This window comes from Microbacterium sp. bgisy207 (assembly GCF_965345035.1).
Taxonomy (GTDB): domain Bacteria; phylum Actinomycetota; class Actinomycetes; order Actinomycetales; family Microbacteriaceae; genus Microbacterium.
In genome coordinates, this window is the sequence record NZ_CBDRMG010000003.1 from 249,895 (window position 1) to 271,978 (window position 22,084).

Consider the following 22,084-nt stretch of genomic DNA (forward strand, 5'->3'; position numbering starts at 1 on the left):
ACGGTTCCCTGGGGAGGAACGCTCAGTGAGTGCTGAAGCTCACGACCTTCGGGGTGCGAACGATGGCGCGCGTGATCTCGCGGCCGGCGAGAGAACGCACCACCCGCTCGTCCGCGCGGGCCAGCGCCTCAAGTTCGGCACCATCGATCTTCGCCGAGACCTCGAGGGTCGCCCGCACCTTCCCGTCGATCTGAACGACAGCCGTGACGGTGTCTTCGACCAGCAGCGTCGGATCGGCTTGCCGCCAGCCGACAAGACCGACGAACGGCTCGTAACCGAGCGCTTCCCACATCTCCTCCGCGGTGTGGGGCGCGAAGAGGTCGAGGACCATCGCCACCGCTTCGGTCGCTTCACGAACCGCCGGGTCCGCGGGGCCCGCGCCGGTGTCGATCGTCTTGCGGATCGCGTTCACGAGCTCCATGAGGCGAGCGACGACGACATTGAACTTCGTCTGTTCGATCAGCCCCGGAGCTTCCGCCCACAGGCGATGCGTGATGCGCCGGAGCGCGACGTCACCCTCCGCCCACACGACGTCCGGTTCGCTCGTGACGTCCTGTGCGACCCGCCACGCTCGCGACAGGAACTTCTGGGCCCCCGTCGTCGAAACGTCATTCCAGTCCTTGTCGTCTTCCACGGGTCCTGCGAAGGCGAGCGCGACACGCAGCGCGTCCGCACCGTGCGTCGCGAGCTCCTCGTGGAAGAGCACGAGGTTGCCCTTGCTCTTGGACATCTTCGATCCGCCCAGGATCACCATGCCTTGATTGATCAGGCTCGAGAACGGCTCCGTGAAGTCGACGAGCCCCATATCGAACAGGACCTTGGTGATGAACCGCGCATACAGGAGGTGCAAGATCGCGTGCTCGACGCCGCCGATGTAGAAGTCGACGGGAGCCCAGCGCTGCGCTTCGGCCGGATCGAATGCCACGGTGTCGTTGCCCGGCGAGAGGAAGCGCAGGAAATACCACGAGCTGTCGACGAACGTGTCCATCGTGTCAGGGTCACGAAGCGCGGCGTCGCCGGTCTCGGGGTCCGTGGTGGCCATCCACTCGGAGGCCGCGCCCAGCGGCGAGGTGCCCTTCGGCGCCAGGTCGAGTCCGTGCGCGTCGGGAAGGCGCACCGGCAGCTCCTCTTCGGGAACGGGAACGATGCGACCATCCTGCGTGTGGATCATCGGAATCGGCGTGCCCCAGAACCGCTGGCGCGAAATGAGCCAGTCGCGGAGGCGGTACGACTTGGATGCGCGTCCCGTTCCTGCCGCCTCGAGTTCTTCGACGATCCGCGCGATGGCGTTGCGCTTGCTCAGGCCGTCGAGGGATCCGGAGTTGATCATCCGCCCCTCGCCGGTCAGTGCGATCCCCGTCGTGGCAGGGTCGATCGACTCGAGGTCGTCGGCACCCTCGGGGAGCTGGCCGTCGGGTCCGATCACGGGGATCGCGCCGGTTGCGGGCGCCGTCGTGTCCACGACGACCCGGATCGGCAGGTCGAAGGCCCGCGCGAAATCGAGGTCGCGCTGGTCGTGCGCGGGCACCGCCATGACCGCACCGTGACCGTAGTCGGCGAGGACGTAGTCGGCAGCCCAGATCGGCAGCCGCTCGCCGTTGACGGGGTTGATGGCGTAGCGATCAAGGAAGACCCCGGTCTTGGGACGATCGGTGTTCTGCCGTTCGATCTCGGTCTGCTTCTGAACGGCTTCGAGGTACTCCTGGAACTGTGCCTGGACATCCGACGTCGAGCCGGATACCAGCTCTGCCGCGAGGTCGCTGTCAGGGGCCACGACCATGAATGTCGCGCCGTGGAGGGTATCGGGACGTGTCGAGAAGACCGTGACCTTCTCGGTGCGACCTTCGATCTCGAAGTCGATATCCGCTCCCACCGAGCGGCCGATCCAGTTGCGCTGCATCTGGATCACCTTGTGTGGCCAGAACCCCTCGAGCTGGTTCAGGTCATCCAGCAGCCGGTCGGCATAGTCAGTGATGCGGAAGTACCACTGCGTGAGCTTCTTCTTGACGACCTCCGCGCCGCACCGTTCGCAATGCCCGTCGACGACCTGCTCGTTCGCGAGCACGGTCTGATCGACTGGACACCAGTTGACCGGACTCTCTTTGCGGTAGGCCAGCCCCCGCTCGAACAGGCGCTGGAAGAGCCACTGATTCCACTGGTAGTACTCGGGGTCGCTGGTGTGCAGCACCCGGTTCCAGTCGAAGGAGACACCGTACGCGCGGAATCCGGCCTTCTGCTGCGCGATGTTGTCGTAGGTCCACTCGCGCGGGTCGGCGCCGCGCTTGATCGCGGCGTTCTCGGCGGGAAGGCCGAACGAGTCCCATCCGATCGGGTTGAGCACGTTGTAGCCGCGGTGCCGCCACGCGCGCGCAACGATGTCGGAGTAGAGGTAGTTCTCGGCATGACCCATGTGCAGGTCGCCCGAAGGGTACGGGAACATCGCGAGAACGTACTTGCGGGGACGAGCGTCCTCGGCGCCGCCGGCACGGAACGGATCGGCCGCCGCCCAACGCTCCTGCCACTTGGCCTGAATCGCCTGCGGGTCGTACCCGCCTTCGGGGCCGTGGGCGGCAACGGTGTCAGTAGGGACCATTTGACTCACGTAACGGATACCAATCGGGACGCAGGGGGAGGGCGCAAAAGCGCACTGTCCAGGCTACCGGATGCCTGGTTTCACGAGTCCTGGTCGGGCTGCGCCCAGCCCCGCGGGACGACTGCGCCGATCGCGGCGAGGGGACCCCTCGCCTTCACGACGACTTCGGCGACCTCCGCACGCGGGTGCGAGAGCCACGTGATCCCGCCGCCCGCGCCGACGTATGCCCGATCACGCTCGACCACCACGGACCGGATCACCATCGCCAGATCGAGGTCTCCCTGCGGCGAGATCCAGCCGAAGCATCCGGCGAAGACACCGCGAGGTGCGCTCTCGAGCCGGTGCAGAATCGTCATCGCCGAGAGCTTCGGCGCGCCCGTCATACTGCCCGCGGGAAACGTTGCCGCGAGCAGTTGATCCAGACGGAGCCCCGGGTTCAGGTCTCCGGCGATGGTGCTGACGAGCTGATGGACAGCCGGATAGGACTCCACCGCGAACAGGCGCTCGACCGTCACGGTTCCCGTCTGGCAGACGCGCGACAGGTCGTTGCGCATCAGGTCCACGATCATGACGTTCTCGGCGCGTTCCTTCACATCGGAGCGCAGATCCTCGACAAGGTCGGCATCCTTACGGGCATCCGCGGACCGCGGCCGGGTGCCCTTGATCGGATGCGTACGCACCCGCCCCCCGTTGACCTCGAGGAACTGCTCGGGACTCGCGCTCAACAGCGCCCGCCCTCCGATGCGGACGAAGCCGCCGTGATGGGCGCTGACGCCGCGCCGAAGGCGCCGGTAGGCCACGGACGCGTCGATCTGACCCGGAACCTCGAATCGAGTCGTCAGGCACAGCTGATACGCGTTGCCCTGGCGGATCTGCTCACGGCACGCCCCGATGAGAGCGGCATACTCCGACGCCTCGTGACGAGCGGCTGCGCTGACCGGCGTCGGGTCGGGTACCGCGGCGGGCATCGGCAGTCGGCGCAGCTGGTCCGCGATCTCGCTCGCATCCCCAGTCACCGCGCCGCACTCGCCACCCGAGCGGACCGTGACCATCGAGCGCTCATGGTCGAACTCGACGACCGCGAGCACACGCATCCACCGGTCTTCGCCCTCGACGCCCGCCCAGACGGGCGCGCCGGCGCGCTGCGCCCCAGGTTCGTAGCCGAACCAGCCCACCCACCCGCCGGGGTGCGGTCCTCGCGGAGCCGCCCGGCCGTCGGGGTGCGCACCGGCGGATCCGACATCGATCTCGCCGATCGCCTCGGATGCCACGGGTTCGCCGATACCGATCCAGCTGCGGCCGCCTGCTGCGTCGGGGCCGGCATCCAGCCAGAACACGTTCGGATACCGCTGCGCCCACCCGCAGAACACGCGCTCCGGGTCGAGCCAGTCCATCAGCGCAATGGTCGACGGCGGCGTGGTCACGCACTCAGGCTAAACGGTGGCGACGGCTCTACGCTTCAAGGATGAACGAGTGGCTGACGTGGCTGCTGGATACGGTGCAGGCTGTCGATCCGGTGCTGCGCACGCTCCTGGCCGGCCTCGCGATCATGCTCGAGACGAGCGTCTTGGTCGGACTGGTCGTCCCCGGCGACACGATCGTGATCATTGCGGGGACGGCCGTGGCCACCCCGTGGGAGGCCGTGGCTCTGGGCGTTACTGTCGTGATCGGAGCGCTGATCGGCGAGAGTATCGGCTTCTGGCTCGGCCGCTTCCTCGGCCCGCGCATTCGCTACTCACGCGTAGGCGCGCGGATCGGGGAACGGAACTGGATCCGCGCGGAGTTGTACGTCAATCGACGTGGCGGCGTCGCGATCTTCCTGAGCCGGTTCCTGCCCGTGCTGCACTCGCTGGTTCCCCTCACCGTGGGGATGACGGGGTACTCGTACCGCCGATTCCTGGCCTGGACGGCACCCGCCTGCATCCTGTGGGCGGCGATCTACGTGTCGGTCGCGTCGGCCGCGGCGGGAACATACCGCGACCTCGCCGACAGCGCTCACTACGCCGGCTACATCTTCGTTGCCGCGATCGCCGCGTTCATCCTGGCGATCTTCCTCGGCAAGAAGATCCTGCACCGGCTCGAGCAGCGGCACATGGAGTCGGATGACGATGGCACGCGCAGCGGGGAGCGCGACCGGAACTCGACTGCCGAGGGCATGACAGACTGAACGGGTGCCCGGACCGGAGGAAACTACCGCGCCCCCCAAGATCCTGTGGCTCGCACGACTTGAGCGACGCTTCCACACCTGGCGAGAGCGTCGCGCCCGCGCCCGCGGGCTCACCCCGACCGTGACCCCGTTTCCCGGGTACGGCGGTGACGGGTGGATCCGCGTGCTCGGACGAGTGCTCATCGTTCCCCCGCGAAAGCCGCGCGGCGGCGGCGAGTACGCATCCGTGCGCGGTTGGCGCAGCTTCCTCGCCGTTCCCGTGGGATTCGCCCGCGTCGAGGTCACGGTGGCGGGAACGACCCACACCGTGACCGCGGATCGGGGAGGTGTCGTGGATGTCGTCCTGGACGCCTCCCTGCCCACGGGGTGGCAGACCTTCACAATGACCGTCGAGGGCAGCGAACCGGTGGAGTCGCGGGTCTTCGTCGTGGCCCCGGATGCGCGTTTCGGGATCGTCTCAGATGTCGACGACACCGTCATGGTGACGGCGCTGCCACGACCCTTGCTCGCGGCCTGGAACTCCTTCGTCGTCGACGAACATGCCCGGCAGCCGGTCCCGGGCATGGCGGTTCTTCTCGAAAGGCTCGCGCGTGAACATCCCGGGAGCCCAGTGGTGTACCTCTCGACCGGCGCGTGGAATGTCGCGCCCACGCTCGTGCGGTTCATGCGCCGCCATCTCTTTCCGCCTGGCGCGCTCCTGCTTACGGACTGGGGCCCGACCCACGACCGGTGGTTTCGCAGTGGTCGCGCCCACAAAGAGCGCAGTCTGCAGCGTCTTGCAGAGGAGTTCCCGGACATCCGCTGGTTGCTCGTCGGCGACGACGGCCAACACGATGACGCGATCTACACGGCGTTTGCAAGCGACAATCCGGGGCACGTGGCAGCGGTCGCGATCCGCCGCCTCTCCCCCGCCGAGGCGGTGCTCGCGGGAGGTCGTACCGCCGTGAACGACCACTCCGCCGCACAAGTGCCGTGGGTGACCGCATCCGACGGAGCGGGCCTTCTCGACCGTCTTCAGTCCGCTGGGGTGACCCCCGCGTAGGCTGGCCGCGTGTGCGGACGATTCGTGGTGGCAAGCGTCGGAACCGAGCTGGTCGGGATGCTGCGCGTCGACCTTGTCGGCGACGATCTGCCGGGCCCCTCGTTCAATGTCGCACCGACGGATCGAGCCGCGATCGTGCTGGACTCTGCGAAGTCGGAACCACCGATCCGCCGCCTCGAGTCCGCTCGCTGGGGGCTCGTGCCGGGGTGGGCGAAGGACCTCTCGATCGGAGCGCGAGCGTTCAATGCCCGGTCCGAAGAGCTCGAGGACAAGCCCATGTTCCGCGGCGCTCTCGAGAAGCGCCGCGCGATCGTCCCCGTGACCGGCTACTACGAGTGGCACCGCACGGAGACGGGTAAGACGCCCTACTTCATTCACCCGGAGTCGGGCGAGCCGCTCCTGTTCGCGGGCCTGTACGAATGGTGGAAGGATCCGTCGAAGCCCGGCGACTCCCCCGACCGATGGGTGCTGTCCTTCGCGATCCTCACCCGTGCCGCCTCCGATGGGCTGGGCTCGATCCACGACCGAATGCCGGTGTTCATGGATCCCGACCACGCCGACGCGTGGCTGGACCCCAGCGTCGATCACCCGGGAGACATCCTGGACGCCGCTGTCGACGCGGCCGCTGTCGTCGCCGACACCCTCGAGGCCTATCCGGTCGGGGCGGCAGTGGGCAACGTCCGAAACAACTCGCCCGAGCTCATCGAGCGCGTCCCGGGCCCGCCGCTGCCCTGACACGGCCCGACGCCGCGGCGGGGCTCAGCCCGCCGGCGCACATGAGCCACACGGTACGAGACCTCGGCCCGCCGCTGCCGTCTCCAGACGGAGTGTCATCACGCGCACAGCCGCCTCGTCCAGGCGCTCCGCGGGAAGCTCGCCGGACTCGACGGCCGCGACAATCCCCGCGGTCAGCCTCGGCACAGTCTGCGCCGTGGTTCCCAGCACCGACAGCACCATGTCGTTCCCGGCCGAAAGGGCGGCCACGGCATTGGACACGGGATCCTGATACTCGCGCAGCCCCGACGCCTCCAGCATCCCGAGATCGTCCGTAATCGCGACGCCGGCGAACCCGAGCTCCTCCCGCGCGATGCGGTGCCACTCACTCGACAAGGTCGCGGGGGCGGCGTCGACCGCGGTATAGGCAAGGTGCCCGAACATCAGAAGCGGAGCGCCGGCGTCGAACCCCGCCGCGAAGGGCACGGCATCCGTCTGGAGCCACTGGTCATAGGTCTCGTCCGTCGACGGGATGCCGCGGTGCGAGTCGCCGGGCGCCGCGCCGTGACCCGGAAAGTGCTTGAGCGTCGAGAGCGCCTCGGGTTCCTCGCCCACCACGGCGGCGGCGACGTGGGACGCCCCGCTCTCGGGCGTCGTGCCGAGGGCGCGTCGATAGATGAACATGCCGGTGTCGTCGGTGATGTCGGCCACTATGCCGAAGTTCACGGAGATACCCGCTCTCTGCACGAGCGCACCGCGGCCCGCGAACGCGAGTTCGGTGGCCTCTGGTGGCTCGTTCTTCAGCGTCACCGACGAGGGGAAGTCATCCCAGGGCAGCCGTGAGACATCGCCACCCTCCTGATCGATGCCCAGCAGCGGCGGTGCGGCCGCATTCACCGTCAGCGCCGCCGTGACCTCCCGCAAGCGGTCCTCCGTCGGCGGGATGTTCGCACCCATCAGGATGAATCCCCCAGCACCCGTGCTGGTCATGTACTCGCGCAACGCGGCGGGGTCGGTCGTCGGGATGTGCCCCATGATGACGCTCGCCGCGCGTTCACTGAGGCTCATGCCGGCGACAGCGGCGGCCGCTCGCGAGGCAAGACTCGTGGGCTCGCCCCCCGTGACGATTACTTCGCCTGCCGGCGCGGAGACCCCGGCGAGGTCGGGTGCGTCCGTGGCCGCATCCGCGGACGGCGCTGCCGTGAGCGCACCGATCGCGAGCGCGCAGACCGCTCCGGCCGTCACCGTGGTGCGGATGGCCGACGCAGCAGGACCTCGCCGGCGGACGCTCCCTCGCCGCGCGACGAGGCTGCGACTTTCCGAACTCACGAGTTCACGGTACCCGGTCCCGCGCGCACTACCCTGGTCCACATGGGTTCGAGCCGAAAAGATCGCGCGATCGCGCGCCGGACCTTCCTCGGCTTTGCTGCGGCGTTCACCACAGCCGGCGTCGTCGGCACGATCACCACCGACAATGCGAAGGCCCGAGCGGCCTTCGACGACGCTCTCTCCGCCTGGACGTCGGCCGGCGAGGCTATGGATGCCTCCGCCGCGTCCTTCAGCGCCGCTCAGTCGGATGCCGTCACCGTGGCAGCGGAAGCGTCGCGGGTCCTCGAGGTCACCGACCCGGAGATGATCGACGACTCGGCAACCCTCGACACGCTGCGCGCGTCACTGGATGCCCTGGTCGCTGCGGGCCTGCTCACGATCGTGTCTCCGGGTGAGGTGACCGCCTCGCCCTCCGAACCGGAACCGCGCTCGACGCCCGCCGCTCCTGAGGGCCGGGAAGCGCAGTTGGCACAGGCGCAGGCCCTGTCCGCGCAAGCCACCCGCCTCGCCGACGCAGCCGCGGGGACGGAGCGGTCCGTCACCGAGCTGGAATCCGCCGCGGATACCACTCGCGGCCGGATCGAGGCCGTCGTTGCCGCCGCGGCTGCACACGGCGCAGCGGCCGAGGTGCCGGAGCTTGCTACTCAAGAGACGAAGGATGCGTACGCGACGGCGCTCGGAGCGCTCGCGGACCCGGCAGCCGGGTCCGCATCCGACCGCATCAGCGCCTACCAGTCGGCGTGGACGGCCGTCGAAGATTCCCACGCGGCGGCCGAGGCCGCCCAGTCCCGCGGCGGCGGGTCCACGGACGATGACATCCAGCCGACCTATGTGAACGGCATCCTGATCGTCAACAAGACCTACCGGCTTCCGAGTTGGTACGGGAACGGACTCACGGGTGACACGCTGGCAGCGTTCGAACGCATGCGGGCCGAAGCCGCCTCACTCGGCCACAACCTCTGGATCGCGAGCGGGTTCCGCTCCTATTCGACCCAGGTCTCGGTGTACAACAGCTACGCGTCCCGCGACGGTTCGGCCGCCGCAGACCGCTACTCCGCGCGACCCGGACACAGCGAGCACCAGTCGGGGCTCGCGTTCGATCTGAACACGATCACCGAGTCCTTCGGGTACACGCCCGAGGGACAGTGGGTCGCGGCCAACGCGCATCGGTTCGGCTTCATCGTGCGGTACCCCCAGGGCAAAGAGGGGGTCACCGGCTATATCTGGGAACCCTGGCACCTGCGCTATCTCGGGGTCGACGTGGCCACGGCCGTGTACAACAGCGGGCTCTCGCTGGAGGAGTACCTCGGCATCACGTCGTCGTACGACTGATCTGCGACAGCCCGACCTGCGGCTCGGTCATCGACACCCTCTCGGGGGCAGTACGATCTCGCTCGTGTCCATCTCATCCAACGCGATCACGGCACCCCGCCGATCGTTCTTCGACGACCTGCAGCTGTTGATCGTCATCCTCCTCGGCGTCGTCTCGGTGGCGACGGCGTACGTCTCTTTCCCAGCGGCCCTGTACGGCGGTCAGCAGGCGTCGGCCTACTCGAGGGGCGGCATGGTCGGACACGGATGCCGAGGCCGAGGCGCTACTGGCCGAGGGCGATGAAGCCAATCAGTACAGCGATCGACTGACGCTGAACACCGTGCTGATGGCCATCTCGCTGTTCCTTCTTGGTATCGCCGCCGTCATCCGCAACCGCCGCGCGCAGTGGATTCTCATCGGCGTCAGTAGCGGGATCTTCATTCTCGGCGTCGTCCTGACGGCCATCATCCCGTTCACGTGGTTCTAGCGCGCTAGAGGTGCCCGCCGAGAACGAGCTTGACCCTCACACGGTGTCAGCCCGTACGGTCGGCTCATGTACTCGATCGGCGACCTCTCACAGCTCGGTGGCGTCACGCCGCGCATGCTCAGGCACTACCACGCGCTTGGCATCCTCATTCCCGCCGAGGTCGACGACAGCGGATACCGCCGCTACGACGAGACCCAGCTCGCCGACCTCCTCCGGGTCGTCGCGCTCAAAGGCCTCGGGTTTCCGCTCGGCGACATCAAGCGGATCACGGAGGGCGACGTGAGTCCTGCCGAACTCCGCGGGATGCTGCTGCTGCGGCGCGCCGAACTCGAGTCAGAACGCGACGAGGCCGACGCCAGGCTGCGGCGCATCGAAACCCACATCCAACGGTTGGAGAATTCCATGACGCACGAGACCTCGCAGCTGGACATCACCACGAGATCAATCCCCGGCGCGCACCTGGCGGTGGCATCCGGAGTCAGCCCCACGTTCGACCCTGCCGACATCAGTCCGGTCATCCAGCCGCTATACCCTCGACTGTTCGAGGCGCTGCAGGCAGCCGGTGTCGCCGCGGGCGGGCCGTCGATCGCGTACTACGACGATACGGACGATGGCGCGATCAGCGTCCACGTCGGCGTCCCGGTCCCTCGTGCCGTCACACACGTCCCGGGGGTCGACATCGTCGACCTTCCTGGTATCGAGCTGGCTGCTGTCGCCATCCATCACGGAGACATGGAGACGGTCGATGTCGACACCACTCCAGCCGTGTTCGAGTGGCTACGCGCCAACGCGTTCCGCACCACGGGCTATTCGCGCGAGGTCTACCTCGAATGGCCCGACGACATCTCACTGGCACGGACCGAGATGCAGTTCCCCATCGAGCCGGATAGGCGAGCCTGAAGGGTACTCCCCCATGATCACAACCCTTCGTATCGTGAGCATCTCGGTTCCGGTCAGCGATCAGGACGAGGCGCTGCGGTTCTACACCGACGTCCTGGGCTTCGAGCTCCGGGGCGACGCAGAGGCGTGGCCCGGCGCCCGAGCCGTGGAGATCGGGCTCCCCGGTACCGGTATCACGATCGTGCTCCTGCCGCACGGGAGCGAGATTCCGATGGCGATTCGAATGGAAACGGACGATGTTCAGTCGGCGCACGCGCAGATCGTTGATGCAGGGGTGAGGCTCCACAACGACGATGTCCTTCACCTGGACGGCTCGCCGCCGATGTTCCACTTCGAAGACCCCGATGGAAATGGACTCGTGTTTCTCCAGCGAGAACGAAGCGAACAATGACGCGACTCAGATGACATGTCTGTCGCGACTCATCACATGGTGGACCTGAGGGGACTCGAACCCCTGACCCCCTGCATGCCATGCAGGTGCGCTACCAGCTGCGCCACAGGCCCGGATGCTGCCCCGAGAGGCAACTAGAACAGATTACTACATCGGCGGACGGCTGCCGAACCGAGGCAGCATCCGCTCACTCGGCAATGGTCTGGGTCGTCCGGTCGATGGGAACGACGGGGCAGTCCTTCCACAGGCGTTCCAGCCCGTAGAAAGCACGCTCCTGCTCGTGAAACACGTGGACGACCAGGTCACCGAAGTCAAGCAGGATCCAGCGGGACTCCTGACGCCCCTCACGCCGGAGGCGCTTGTAGCCGGCTTCGAGAAGCTTCTCCTCCACCTCGTCGGCGATTGCGGCGACGTTTCGCTCGCTGCGTCCGGTCACCAGCAAGAAGATGTCGACGAGCGGCAGCGGGTCGGACACGTCCAGCGCAACGAGGTCCTCGCCGCCGATGGCCTCCGCGGCAGCCGCCGCCACCGCGAGCATGTGCCTCGATTCGCCTGAAGCCGTCACGCGCTCAGGCCTTCATTGACGACGCAGCAGCTCACCGGACGACGCGTCATGAGAAGACCCCCGTCGCGAAGGCGAGGATAAGCACCCCGACGAGCGCGAGAGCCAACACTCCCGCGGTGATGGCCAACGCGAGCATGAGCCTCGAGCCCTTCTCGGGCGCGGGCGGCTTGATGATCTCCGCCGTGGTCTTGACGGTGCTGATCGCGGCGCTCGCGGCGATGGGCGTCGGTGACGAGTGTTGCGGCAGCTCACCGTCGGCGAAGGTCGCGTCGATGTCGAGTCCTTCGGAGGCGCCCGGCATCTGCCCGGTCGTCGCGAAGAGGTCCGGCAACGCCAAACTGCCGGTCACGAGCACCTCTCCTGTCGCGTTGACCGGCGCCGTGATGCCTTGGGGCGGCGAGTCGGTCACGATGAGAGAACTGCCCGTGCCGGTGGATCCGGCGCTCGGGCGGGCGATCAGCTGATCGAAGCTGGGCCGCGGGTCGGGCTCGGTCGCGATGCCGGCCAGCAGCGCTGCACCGAGCTGCGGACTGACCGTTCCGCGCTCGGTGGAATCCTCCACAGCCAGGCCTGCCGCCGCTTGCGAGATCGGATGCTCCTCCGGCGGTGCCGAGACGAACGGCGCTCGGTGGTCCCCGTCGCGCTCGCTGACAGCAACCGCATCCGTGTTTCCCGTGCGCTCTCGCGCGCGCCGACGGGTCAGCGGAGCAGAGTCGCCGACTGACACGGTCGACTCGGGCGATGTCGCATGCGGTGCCGCAGCGGCGGGACCCTCGGGAGCGACCTCAGGCTCCGGAGCGGTCGCTGCGGAGGGCTCCTGTTCGGTCGCGCCGTCGGCAGGTTCCGGGATATGCGGTGAATCTGCGGCATCCGTCGGTCCACCGGCGCCCGGTGCTGCCGCGTCCGACTCCGGCGCGGGTGCGGCGGGCATGACGGGCGTGCCTTCTGGCGTCAGAATCGGCGTCGCGCCCGTGCTACGGAGCTCCCGAAGCTGCCGACGTGTCAACGGCTGGTTCGGTTGCTGCTCATTGGTCATTCGTTGCTCCGATACAGATGGTGCTTCGCAATGTATTGGACGACTCCGTCAGGGACCAGGTACCACACGGGGTGTCCCCCACGAACCCGGTCGCGACAGTCCGTCGACGAGATCGCCAGTGCGGGGATCTCCAACTGGCTCACATCCTCGACGGGCAATCCGTCGGTGTTCAGAACATGGCCCGGGCGGGAGACCGCGACAAAATGCGCCAACTCCCACAGTTCATCATGGTTTCTCCAACTCAGGATCTGTGCGATCGCGTCAGCGCCCGTGATGAAGTACAAGTCGGCGCCAGGATTGAGACGTTGCAGATCCCGCAGCGTGTCGATCGTGTACGTCGGACCGTCTCGATCGATGTCGACGCGGCTCACCGAGAAACTCGGGTTCGATGCCGTCGCGATCACCGTCATGAGATAGCGGTGCTCGGATTCGGTGACCTCTTGCTTCTGCCAGGGTTGACCAGTCGGGACGAACACGACCTCGTCGAGTCCGAATGAATCGGCAACCTCGCTTGCCGCGACCAGGTGTCCGTGGTGGATGGGATCGAAGGTTCCACCCATCACCCCGATGCGGCGTGCGCGTGCTGCCGACATCGGATGCCTAGTGGCCGTGCCCCGATCGCTGCAGCTCAGCCGCGTGCGTCTTGGCGTACGCCTCCGCCTTGTGCGCGTGACGGTTGGCAACGTTACGGTACGACGCTGTCACCAGTGCCAGGAGCCCGAAGACGGCAAGCGCGATGATCCCGAAGATGACGGTCTCCAATGCCACGTTGCCGTGGTGCTCCGACTCTTCTGCGGCGAAGGTGAGAAGCGAGACGAGGGTCATAGGAACTCCGTTCGTGGCTGCGGCGACAAGTGCGCTCATCCAGCTTAGCTGTCAGCCGCGGACCTGACCCGCACCGCGCACCAGCCACTTCGTGCTCGTGAGTTCAGGCAGACCCATGGGCCCCCGCGCGTGCAGCTTCTGCGTCGAGATACCGACTTCGGCCCCGAATCCGAATTCACCGCCGTCCGTGAACCGCGTCGACGAGTTGACCATCACGACCGCGGAATCCACTTCCGCGAGGAACCTCTCCGCAGCTGCCGCGTCCTCCGTGATGATCGATTCCGTGTGCTGCGACGAGTAGGTGCGGATGTGCTCGATCGCGTCATCGAGATCGTCGACGACACGGATCGCGATGTCCAGGCTCAAGTACTCGGTCGCCCAGTCCTGGGGTGTCGCGGGCACGACCCCCTCCGCCCGAGCCGAGACCTCTGCATCGCCGTGAACAGTCACGCCCGCCGCGCGCAGGGAGGAGACGAGGGCGGGGATGAGGCGATCGGCTGCGCCACGATGCACCAGTATCGTCTCGACGGCGTTGCACACGCTCGGGCGTTGCACCTTCGCGTTGACAACAATGTCGATGGCCCAGTCCGCTCGCGCGCTCTCATCGAGCACGATATGCACGATGCCGGCACCGGTTTCAATGACGGGGACGGTCGACTCGGTCACGACTGTCTCGATGAGTTGCGCGCTCCCGCGGGGCACGAGCACGTCGATCAACCCGCGCGCCTGCATCATCGCTCGCGCACCCTCACGCCCGAAATCGTCGACGGTCTGAATGGCGTCGGGATCCACCCCGACGCTCTCCAGCGCCGCCCGCATGCTCGAGATCAGCGCTCGGTTGCTCTGCTCAGCGGCTGAGCCCCCGCGCAGGACGACCGCATTGCCTGACCGAAGCGCGAGGGCAGCGATATCGACGGTCACGTTCGGGCGCGCTTCATAAATCGAACCGACGACCCCGAACGGCACAGCCACCTTCGTCAGAGACAGGCCGTTCTCGAGCCGCCGCTGTTCGATGACACGCCCGACGGGGTCAGGAAGCTCGGCCACATCTCGCACTGCGTCGGCAAGCGCCGCCACACGCGACGGGTCCAGCCGGAGTCGATCCTGGAGTGCGGCCGAGAGCCCGGACTCCCTTCCGCGCTCGAGATCTCCCGCATTGGCGGCGACGATTGCCTCGGAATCGGCCTCGAGCCGAGCGGCGACGGCGCGCAGCATCTCGCTCTTGCGCTCCGACGAGAGAAGGCCGAGCGTCCGCGCGGCACGCTTGGCCAGCGCCATGCGCTCGCGCGCGCCCGTGACGGCATCCGTGGGCGAAACAAGGGTCGTTGCCATGGACGCCAGCCTACCGATCGACGCTGATGGGACCTGTCAAAGCGGAGGGCACCGGATCGGGGTGTGGAGCGAACCACGTGCCGATCCGTTCGCCCAGCAACGCGTCGTCGACCCGATCGGCGCTGGTCACCAGGACGCCCACACCCGCCGCCGCCGCAAGCCGTGCCGCCGAGACCTTCGTCGCAGCGCCGCCGGTGCCCACGCTGTTGACGACCACCGAGCCGAACTGAAAGCCGTGGAGGTCATCGCCCGGTTCGACGCGATCGATCGGCATTGCACCCGGCTCCCCCGGCGGCCGCGTGTAGAGGGCTTCGATGTCGCTGAGCAGGACGAGAGCATCGGCTCCCACGAGCTGCGCCACCAAGGCGGCGAGCCTGTCGTTGTCGCCAAAGCGGATCTCGTGCGTCGCGACGGTGTCGTTCTCGTTCACGATCGGCAGGATCCGTAACCCCAGAAGTCGCTCCATCGCTCGCCGCGCGTTCGACCTGTGCGTCGCATTCTCGAGATCACCGGCTGTCAGCAGAACCTGCCCCGCCAGGATGCCGAACCGATCCAGGCTGGTCTGATATCGCCACATGAGGACGTTCTGCCCGACCGCTGCCGATGCCTGCTGCGTCGCGAGGTCGTCGGGTCGCCCCTCCAGATTCAGTAGCGGGAGCGCGGTGGCTATCGCCCCCGAGGAGACGAGAACGACCTCGGTGCCTCGACCGTGCGCCGCGGCGATGGCGGCGACGATCGCGTCGATGCGCCACGCGTGTTCCCCGCTGATGGACGACGAACCGACCTTCACGACAAGGCGCCGGCAGGCGCGGAGGCCCTCACGCTCGGTCACAGTCACTGCTCGTCGTCCTCCCGATCATTCCTCGCAGCGATGCGCTCTGCCTCGAGCTCCTCCCGGGCCTCGGCCTTCGCATCCATCCGCTCGTGGTACTGCTCGCGGCGCTGCGCCGTCGTGCGGCGGGCGTTCTGGTCCAGGCGCGGATCTGTGCCACGCGGCGCCGTCATCAACTCCGATACCGAACTGAGCGAGGGCTGCCAGTCGAACACGACGCCGTCCTCCTCGCCGATGACAACCGTGGCGCCCGGAGTAGCTCCGAGACGGTACAGCTCATCCTCGACGCCGAGCTTCTCGAGCCGATCCGCCAGATACCCGACTGCTTCATCATTCTGGAAGTCGGTCTGCTGCACCCACCGGACTGGCTTCGCGCCGAGGATCCGGTACACGGGACCGTAGGTTCCCCCTTCGACACGCACGGAGAAGTCCTGCTCGGCACCGCGCGGACGGATGATGACGCGTTCGGGGCGCGGCGCATCCGCTTCGGCTGCGCGATGCTCGGCGACGATCGACGCGAGAGCGAAACTCAGCTCGCGCAAGCCGGAACGACTCACTGTGGAAATCTCGAAGACGCGGAACCCGCGGGACTCGAGTTCGGGACGCACCAGATCCGCAAGGTCCTTCGCCTCCGGCACGTCGACTTTGTTCAGTGCGATCACCTGCGGACGCTCGAGCAGCGGACGCTGCCCGTCAGGAACGGGGTACGCCGCCAGTTCGGCGAGGATGACGTCGAGATCGCTGATCGGATCCCTCCCGGGATCAAGCGTCGCACAGTCCAGCACGTGAACGAGAGCGGTGCAGCGTTCCACGTGTCGGAGGAACTCGAGACCGAGCCCGCGGCCGCTGCTGGCGCCCTCGATCAGTCCAGGAACGTCCGCGACGGTGAACCGCACATCACCGGCCTCGACCACACCCAGGTTCGGGTGGAGCGTCGTGAAAGGGTAGTCCGCGATCTTGGGTCGAGCCGCCGAGATCGCGGCGATCAGGCTGGACTTGCCCGCGGACGGGTAACCGACGAGCGCGACATCGGCGACAGTCTTCAGTTCGAGGACGACGTCGCCCTCCCAGCCGGGTGTGCCCAGCAGCGCGAAGCCAGGAGCCTTGCGCTTGGGCGAGGCGAGCGCGGCGTTTCCCAGACCACCCAGACCCCCCGGGGCGACGACGTAGCGCATGCCCGGCTCGATCAGATCGACCAGCACCTCCCCCGAGGTGTCCTTCACGACGGTGCCGAGGGGAACCGGCAGCTCCACCGACTCCCCGGCGGCGCCTGACCGATTGTCGCCCATGCCGAACCCCCCGTTCCCGCCGGAACGGTGGGGCGAGTGATGGTACGACAGCAGCGTCGTGACTTGGGGATCGGCGACGAGGACGATGTCGCCCCCGTGCCCACCATTGCCGCCGTCGGGACCGGCGAGGGGCTTGAACTTCTCGCGGCGCACCGAGACGCATCCGTTGCCGCCCTTACCCGCGCGCAGATGCAGGGTGACGCGGTCCACAAAGGTGACCATGCGTGATCTCCTGACTTCGGGTACGGGGATGAGCCGGATGACGGGAAGGGGCGAGCCGAAGCCCGCCCCTTCCGAAAACTGATATCAGCTGCAGATCACTCCGCGGCGGCCACCACGTTCACGACCTTGCGGCCGCCCTTGGTGCCGAACTCGACCGCACCGGCGGAGAGCGCGAACAGCGTGTCGTCGCCACCGCGGCCGACGTTGGCGCCGGGGTGGAAGTGGGTGCCGCGCTGACGGACGAGGATCTCGCCCGCGTTCACGACCTGGCCGCCGAATCGCTTGACGCCCAGTCGCTGTGCGTTGGAGTCACGACCGTTACGGGTAGAGCTTGCGCCCTTCTTGTGTGCCATTGCTGCGCCTCTTCCTGGGTCTTACTTGATGCCGGTGACCTTGACGCGCGTGAGGTCCTGGCGGTGCCCCTCACGCTTCTTGTAGCCGGTCTTGTTCTTGAACTTCTGGATGACGATCTTCGGCCCGCGCTCCTCGCCGAGGACCTCGGCCGTCACGCTGACCTTGGAGAGCTTCGCAGCGTCGGTCGTGACGGTGTCGCCGTCCACGAGCAGCACGGCCGGAAGCTCGACCTTGTCGCCGATCTGGGCAGCGAGACGGTCGAGGACGACGATCGAGCCGACCGAGACCTTTTCCTGACGGCCACCGGCGCGCACTACTGCGTAAACCACTTCACACCTGTTTCTTCTGGGAGCACAGCGCTCCGGTCTGTCTGAGGGGCCATCCGTGGGGATGTCCACTGCGGTGCGGAACCGAGGCCCTGACGTGCCGCCGTCCGGAACGCGGCACACGACGCACCAAAGGAATACTTTACCCGATTCGACACCGTCCTCGCAAAGCGGTCTGGCGCGCCGCGATCCCCGCCGTCGGGACCACCTAAAATCGGCGCGTGGCGATTCTCATCGACGATCCGCGCTGGCCGGCGCACGGGCGTCTCTGGTCGCACCTGATCAGCGATAGCGACATCGCCGAACTGCACGAGTTCGCCGCCGTGAATGATATCCCGCGACGCGGCTTCGATCGCGACCACTACGACGTTCCCGCGGAGGCCCACGCCCGGCTGGTTGCCGCCGGAGCGCGACCCGTGGACGGCCACACGCTCGTGCGTGCGCTCATCTCCTCCGGCTTGCGTGTGACGGCTCGAGAGCGACGCGGCGACCGACAGCCCTAACCGGTCAGGACTCGTCGTCAGACGTCGTCGGCGTCGCCGAGACCGGGGTTCCGGTCAGCGCGGCCGTCGTCACGCGCCGCCGGCCGCGCCCCTGACCCGGAGCCTTGGGCTCAGGAAGGGCGTTGAGCACCGAATCCAGAAGCAGTTCCTTCTCGGACTTCGGCTTCTCGGCGGCCTCCGCCTTCTTCTTGCGACGCTTGGGCTTCTCCGGCGCCGGTTCGCTCGCCTCCTCGACGACGGCGACAACAGCCTCCTCCACGGCGGCAGCATCGACCGGCGCGTGAATCGTGGATGCCGCGATCTGCGCCAGCGCCGATTTCACACCCTCAGTGATGACGTGTGTTCCGTTCCCGCCCGCCGACGACGACGTCGAGCCGGTGCCCGCAGATCCCCGGGACCGGCGCTGAGAGCCGTTTCCTCCCGACGAAGCCCGGTGCTTCACGACGGGGTCGTGATGCACGATGATCCCCCGACCGGCGCACACCTCGCAGGGCTCACTGAAGGTCTCCAGGAGACCGAGGCCGAGCTTCTTGCGGGTCATCTGCACCAAGCCGAGAGAGGTGACCTCGGCGACCTGGTGCTTCGTGCGGTCTCGGCTGAGACACTCAACCAGTCGTCGCAGCACGAGATCACGGTTGGACTCGAGGACCATGTCGATGAAGTCGACGACGATGATGCCGCCGATGTCGCGCAGGCGGAGCTGACGGACGATCTCCTCGGCCGCTTCGAGGTTGTTCTTGGTGACGGTCTCTTCGAGGTTTCCGCCGGATCCCACGAATTTTCCGGTGTTGACGTCGATGACGGTCATCGCCTCGGTCCGGTCGATGACGAGCGAGCCCCCCGACGGCAGCCAGACCTTGCGGTCGAGCGCCTTCTCGATCTGCTCCGTGATCCGGAACTCGTCGAACGGATCGTTCTCACCCTCGTAGGCCGACACACGCTCCAGCAGGTCAGGAGCAACGCCCTCGAGGTACCGCGAGATCGTGTGGAGAGCGTCCTCGCCCTGGATCAGCATCCGGGAGAAGTCCTCGTTGAACACGTCGCGGACGATCTTGACGAGAAGGTCGGGTTCTGAGTGCAGGAGCGCCGGCGCCCCCGTGGTCTCCACCTGGCGGTTGATGTGCTCCCACTGCGCTGTCAGCCGCTGGACATCGCGTGTCAGCTGGTCTTCTGTCGCGCCCTCGGCTGCCGTGCGGACGATCACTCCCGACGATTCGGGGAGCACTTCCTTGAGGATCTTCTTGAGACGCGCACGCTCAGTATCGGGGAGCTTGCGCGAGATCCCATTCATCGCGCCACCGGGCACGTAGACCAGATAGCGACCCGGGAGCGAGATCTGGCTCGTCAGACGAGCACCCTTGTGTCCCACCGGGTCCTTCGTGACCTGGACGAGCACCTTGTCGCCGGATTTCAGCGCGAGTTCGATACGGCGAGGCTGGTTTCCGGTCTCGACCGAATCCCAGTCGACCTCGCCGGAGTAGAGCACCGCGTTGCGGCCCCGGCCGATGTCCACGAAGGCTGCCTCCATGCTCGGCAGCACGTTCTGCACGCGCCCGAGGTAGACGTTGCCGATGAGGGAGGCGTCTTGACTACGAGCGACGTAGTGCTCCACGAGGACGTTGTCTTCGAGCACGCCGATTTGGACTCGCCCGTTCTTGGAACGTACGACCATGACCCGATCCACGGCCTCACGGCGAGCGAGGAACTCCGCCTCGGTGACGACGGTGCGACGCCGACCCGCCTCGCGGCCGTCCCGGCGGCGCTGCTTCTTGGCTTCGAGCCGAGTCGATCCTTTGATGCGCTGAGGCTCGGTGATCACTTCGGCCTGCCGCTGCCGCGACCCGGTCGATCTGTTCTCGTCGCGAGGCTCTCCCCCGCCGCGACGACGGTTTCGCCGCCTCGAGGAGCCGCCCTGTTCGGGTTCGTCCTGCTCGTCCTCGGGAAGCGCCGGGAGCGGCGCGATCTCTGGTGCGTAGAAGACAAGCGCCGTCGAGACCGCGGAGACGAAGTTCTCGGGTAGCAACCCGAGGCTCACCGCAGTCGGCGGCCCCTCCGGCTTCTCGGGCTCGCCGGCGGCGGGCTCTTCTTGGGCGTCAGCGGAGGGCTGCTCGTCGGTGTCCGCGGGGGGCTGCTCCTCCGTGTCGGCCACGGCCTGCTCGTCGGCGTCCAGCGCCGATTCCGCCGGGTCCTCGGCAACAGGTGCGCTGTCTTCGGCCAGAGGTGCGCTCTCGGCATCACCTGCGGTCTCCGGTGCTCCAGCCTCTGCCGCGACCGGCGCCGGTTCCGCCCGATCGGCGGGGGACGCATCCGTCTCGCTCGCTCCGTCGGCGTCCGACACGGGAGCCGACTCGCCTTCCGGCAGGTGCGGGAGCGTACTCAGCTCCTCTCGTGCTCCTGTCTCGTCCAGGTCGATCGTGTTCTGTGCATCGTTCTCATCGCCCATGTCGGCGTACTCCTTGTCGGGCGACCCCGCGCGTGGCCCGACGAAATCTCCGCGACCAGCAGGTCGCTCATCAACTCGGTGTGCAGCGGGCTCGACGCTCGCGCTGCGACGGGCAGCCATTGCCCGGAAGTCTGTGACGACATGTCCCGCGGCGCGGCCGCGGACTCGTCCCGGCAATTATCGCACTATCCGACCGCAAACACCCCATCGGCTCGCACACTCCGCAACGACCGACGGCGGGGTCGAGGGCGGCTGCCTCCTCCGCCGGCGTGCGAGCCGCCCCACACGGGGAACTCCCGGGCAGACGGATGCCAGAATCGAGACATGCTCGACGCACCCACTCGCCGCCCTGTCGGCCTTGCCATCTGGCTCATCGCTGCAGGCGCGATCGGCTGGTACGCCGCCTTCGCGCTGACGGTCGAGCGGTTCCATCTGCTTGCAGACCCGGATGCGACCGCATCGTGCGACTTCAGCATCCTCGTTCAGTGCACGGCCAACCTTCAGTCGTGGCAGGGCAGCGTTTTCGGGTTCCCGAACCCGATCCTGGGTCTGGCCGGGTGGATGGCGCCCATCGTCGTGGGCGCTGCGCTGCTGGCCGGGGCCCGCTTCGCCCGATGGTTCTGGACGCTCTTCTGGGCGGGACTGCTGTTCGCCTTCGGGTTCGTGATCTGGCTCATCAGCCAGAGCCTGTTCGAACTCGGCACCCTGTGCCCCTGGTGCATGGTCACGTGGAGCGTGACGATCCCCACCTTCTACGCGGTGACGGTGCACGTGATGCGGCTGGGCGTGTTCGGACGCTCTCCCGGCCTGCTCCGAGTCTCAGGCCAGCTCATGACGTGGGTACCGCTGGCCACGATCGTCAGCTACGGCATCATCATCATCGTGGCCCAGCTGGCCCCGACGCGCGCCCTCACCAACATCTTCGGTCTTTGACCTCAGCACTCGAGGTCGTGCGCAGAGAGTGCCGGCTGTGTGGGTGAGCGTCATACCGCGCTTGGCGGTTCTCAGCCGAACCAGATCTCCAGTTCACGCGCGGCCGACTCGGGGCTGTCGGAGCCGTGCACGAGGTTCTGCTGCACTGCCAGACCCCAGTCGCGACCGAAGTCACCGCGGATGGTTCCTGGTGCAGCGGTTGTGGGGTCGGTCGTGCCTGCGAGGGAGCGGAAGCCCTCGATGACGCGGTTGCCCGCGAGGCGAATGGCCACAGAGGGGCCCGACATCATGAACTCGAGAAGCGGCTCGTAGAAGGGCTTTCCGGCGTGCTCGGCGTAGTGCTGCTCAAGCCGATCGCGATCGGGCTCCACGAGGCGGATGTCGACAAGCGCGTACCCTTTCGCCTCGATGCGGGCGAGGATCGAGCCGGTGAGCCCCCTCGCGACACCGTCGGGCTTGACCAGGACGAGGGTCTCTTCGGTCGACATC

24 protein-coding genes and 1 tRNA gene are annotated in these 22,084 nt (G+C 67.3%); 10 read left to right on the top strand and 15 right to left on the bottom strand.

Annotated features, from left to right (window positions below; genetic code table 11):
• Positions 1-22: 22 nt before the first annotated feature.
• Both leuS and ACSGC5_RS04335 read right to left on the bottom strand, forming a co-directional pair.
• Positions 23-2,593: a leucine--tRNA ligase gene (gene leuS / locus ACSGC5_RS04330; protein WP_434969380.1), complete on the bottom strand. Its 2,571-nt coding sequence runs from the start codon at positions 2,591-2,593 to the stop codon at positions 23-25.
• An 80-nt stretch (positions 2,594-2,673) separates the two neighbouring features.
• The gene (locus ACSGC5_RS04335; protein WP_434969381.1) at positions 2,674-4,017 is read right to left on the bottom strand and encodes an anthranilate synthase component I family protein; all 1,344 of its coding nucleotides are present in this window, start codon (positions 4,015-4,017) and stop codon (positions 2,674-2,676) included.
• Between the two features lie 41 nt (positions 4,018-4,058).
• On the opposite strand from ACSGC5_RS04335, the gene ACSGC5_RS04340 reads away from it, so the two are divergent.
• Genes ACSGC5_RS04340 through ACSGC5_RS04350 form a run of 3 tightly spaced genes read left to right on the top strand, consistent with a single transcriptional unit; the run spans position 4,059 to position 6,537 of the window.
• On the top strand, positions 4,059-4,760 hold the full coding sequence (locus ACSGC5_RS04340) for a DedA family protein (protein ID WP_434969382.1): 702 nt from the start codon (positions 4,059-4,061) through the stop codon (positions 4,758-4,760).
• A gap of 4 nt (positions 4,761-4,764) precedes the next feature.
• Complete coding sequence (locus ACSGC5_RS04345; protein WP_434969383.1) at positions 4,765-5,802, top strand: App1 family protein; 1,038 nt, start codon at positions 4,765-4,767, stop codon at positions 5,800-5,802.
• A gap of 9 nt (positions 5,803-5,811) precedes the next feature.
• Positions 5,812-6,537, top strand: coding sequence for an SOS response-associated peptidase (locus tag ACSGC5_RS04350; protein WP_434969384.1), 726 nt, complete (start codon positions 5,812-5,814; stop codon positions 6,535-6,537).
• Positions 6,538-6,561: 24 nt separating this feature from the next.
• On the opposite strand, the gene ACSGC5_RS04355 is transcribed toward ACSGC5_RS04350, so the two are convergent.
• The gene (locus ACSGC5_RS04355; protein WP_434969385.1) at positions 6,562-7,845 is read right to left on the bottom strand and encodes a glycoside hydrolase family 3 N-terminal domain-containing protein; all 1,284 of its coding nucleotides are present in this window, start codon (positions 7,843-7,845) and stop codon (positions 6,562-6,564) included.
• Positions 7,846-7,887: 42 nt separating this feature from the next.
• Between ACSGC5_RS04355 and ACSGC5_RS04360 the strand changes: the two genes are divergently transcribed.
• The 5 genes from ACSGC5_RS04360 (at position 7,888) to ACSGC5_RS04380 (ending at position 10,935) form a co-directional block, all read left to right on the top strand.
• Entirely contained in the window at positions 7,888-9,177 is a 1,290-nt protein-coding gene (locus ACSGC5_RS04360) for a M15 family metallopeptidase (RefSeq protein ID WP_434969386.1), read from the top strand.
• 64 nt (positions 9,178-9,241) lie between these two features.
• Positions 9,242-9,460, top strand: a complete 219-nt coding sequence (locus ACSGC5_RS04365) for a hypothetical protein (protein ID WP_434969387.1) — start codon at positions 9,242-9,244, stop codon at positions 9,458-9,460.
• A 37-nt stretch (positions 9,461-9,497) separates the two neighbouring features.
• The gene (locus ACSGC5_RS04370) at positions 9,498-9,644 is read left to right on the top strand and encodes a hypothetical protein (protein ID WP_434969388.1); all 147 of its coding nucleotides are present in this window, start codon (positions 9,498-9,500) and stop codon (positions 9,642-9,644) included.
• Positions 9,645-9,710: 66 nt separating this feature from the next.
• Positions 9,711-10,544: a MerR family transcriptional regulator gene (locus ACSGC5_RS04375; protein ID WP_434969389.1), complete on the top strand. Its 834-nt coding sequence runs from the start codon at positions 9,711-9,713 to the stop codon at positions 10,542-10,544.
• Positions 10,545-10,557: 13 nt separating this feature from the next.
• On the top strand, positions 10,558-10,935 hold the full coding sequence (locus ACSGC5_RS04380) for a VOC family protein (protein ID WP_434969390.1): 378 nt from the start codon (positions 10,558-10,560) through the stop codon (positions 10,933-10,935).
• A 37-nt stretch (positions 10,936-10,972) separates the two neighbouring features.
• Here the strand turns inward: ACSGC5_RS04380 and ACSGC5_RS04385 are convergent.
• From ACSGC5_RS04385 to rplU, 10 genes are all read right to left on the bottom strand, one after another.
• Positions 10,973-11,048 (bottom strand) — tRNA-Ala (locus ACSGC5_RS04385).
• Between the two features lie 74 nt (positions 11,049-11,122).
• Positions 11,123-11,500: a ribosome silencing factor gene (rsfS, locus tag ACSGC5_RS04390; protein ID WP_434969391.1), complete on the bottom strand. Its 378-nt coding sequence runs from the start codon at positions 11,498-11,500 to the stop codon at positions 11,123-11,125.
• Positions 11,501-11,546: 46 nt separating this feature from the next.
• Positions 11,547-12,536 (bottom strand): hypothetical protein, encoded by a 990-nt coding sequence (locus ACSGC5_RS04395; RefSeq protein WP_434969392.1) that lies wholly within the window; start codon positions 12,534-12,536, stop codon positions 11,547-11,549.
• Complete coding sequence (gene nadD, locus ACSGC5_RS04400) at positions 12,533-13,129, bottom strand: nicotinate-nucleotide adenylyltransferase (protein WP_434969393.1); 597 nt, start codon at positions 13,127-13,129, stop codon at positions 12,533-12,535. Before nadD ends, ACSGC5_RS04395 begins: the two co-directional genes overlap by 4 nt.
• A gap of 7 nt (positions 13,130-13,136) precedes the next feature.
• Positions 13,137-13,361, bottom strand: a complete 225-nt coding sequence (locus ACSGC5_RS04405; RefSeq protein WP_434969417.1) for a hypothetical protein — start codon at positions 13,359-13,361, stop codon at positions 13,137-13,139.
• A 51-nt stretch (positions 13,362-13,412) separates the two neighbouring features.
• Positions 13,413-14,693, bottom strand: a complete 1,281-nt coding sequence (locus ACSGC5_RS04410) for a glutamate-5-semialdehyde dehydrogenase (RefSeq protein ID WP_434969394.1) — start codon at positions 14,691-14,693, stop codon at positions 13,413-13,415.
• A gap of 10 nt (positions 14,694-14,703) precedes the next feature.
• Entirely contained in the window at positions 14,704-15,531 is an 828-nt protein-coding gene (gene proB / locus ACSGC5_RS04415) for a glutamate 5-kinase (RefSeq protein ID WP_434969395.1), read from the bottom strand.
• Complete coding sequence (obgE, locus tag ACSGC5_RS04420) at positions 15,528-17,036, bottom strand: GTPase ObgE (RefSeq protein ID WP_434969396.1); 1,509 nt, start codon at positions 17,034-17,036, stop codon at positions 15,528-15,530. The genes proB and obgE overlap by 4 nt, the downstream gene beginning before the upstream one ends.
• A 95-nt stretch (positions 17,037-17,131) precedes the next feature.
• Entirely contained in the window at positions 17,132-17,389 is a 258-nt protein-coding gene (gene rpmA / locus ACSGC5_RS04425; protein WP_228178968.1) for a 50S ribosomal protein L27, read from the bottom strand.
• 21 nt (positions 17,390-17,410) lie between these two features.
• The gene (gene rplU / locus ACSGC5_RS04430) at positions 17,411-17,719 is read right to left on the bottom strand and encodes a 50S ribosomal protein L21 (RefSeq protein ID WP_434969397.1); all 309 of its coding nucleotides are present in this window, start codon (positions 17,717-17,719) and stop codon (positions 17,411-17,413) included.
• A gap of 218 nt (positions 17,720-17,937) precedes the next feature.
• Here rplU and ACSGC5_RS04435 point away from each other — a divergent pair, with 218 nt between their 5' ends.
• Positions 17,938-18,219, top strand: coding sequence for a DUF4031 domain-containing protein (locus tag ACSGC5_RS04435; protein ID WP_434969398.1), 282 nt, complete (start codon positions 17,938-17,940; stop codon positions 18,217-18,219).
• 4 nt (positions 18,220-18,223) lie between these two features.
• On the opposite strand, the gene ACSGC5_RS04440 is transcribed toward ACSGC5_RS04435, so the two are convergent.
• Positions 18,224-20,662, bottom strand: a complete 2,439-nt coding sequence (locus ACSGC5_RS04440; protein WP_434969399.1) for an Rne/Rng family ribonuclease — start codon at positions 20,660-20,662, stop codon at positions 18,224-18,226.
• Between the two features lie 324 nt (positions 20,663-20,986).
• Between ACSGC5_RS04440 and ACSGC5_RS04445 the strand changes: the two genes are divergently transcribed.
• Positions 20,987-21,595 (top strand): vitamin K epoxide reductase family protein, encoded by a 609-nt coding sequence (locus ACSGC5_RS04445; RefSeq protein ID WP_434969400.1) that lies wholly within the window; start codon positions 20,987-20,989, stop codon positions 21,593-21,595.
• 71 nt (positions 21,596-21,666) lie between these two features.
• Here the strand turns inward: ACSGC5_RS04445 and ndk are convergent, their stop codons facing one another.
• On the bottom strand, positions 21,667-22,083 hold the full coding sequence (gene ndk, locus ACSGC5_RS04450) for a nucleoside-diphosphate kinase (RefSeq protein WP_434969401.1): 417 nt from the start codon (positions 22,081-22,083) through the stop codon (positions 21,667-21,669).
• Position 22,084 lies beyond the last annotated feature (1 nt).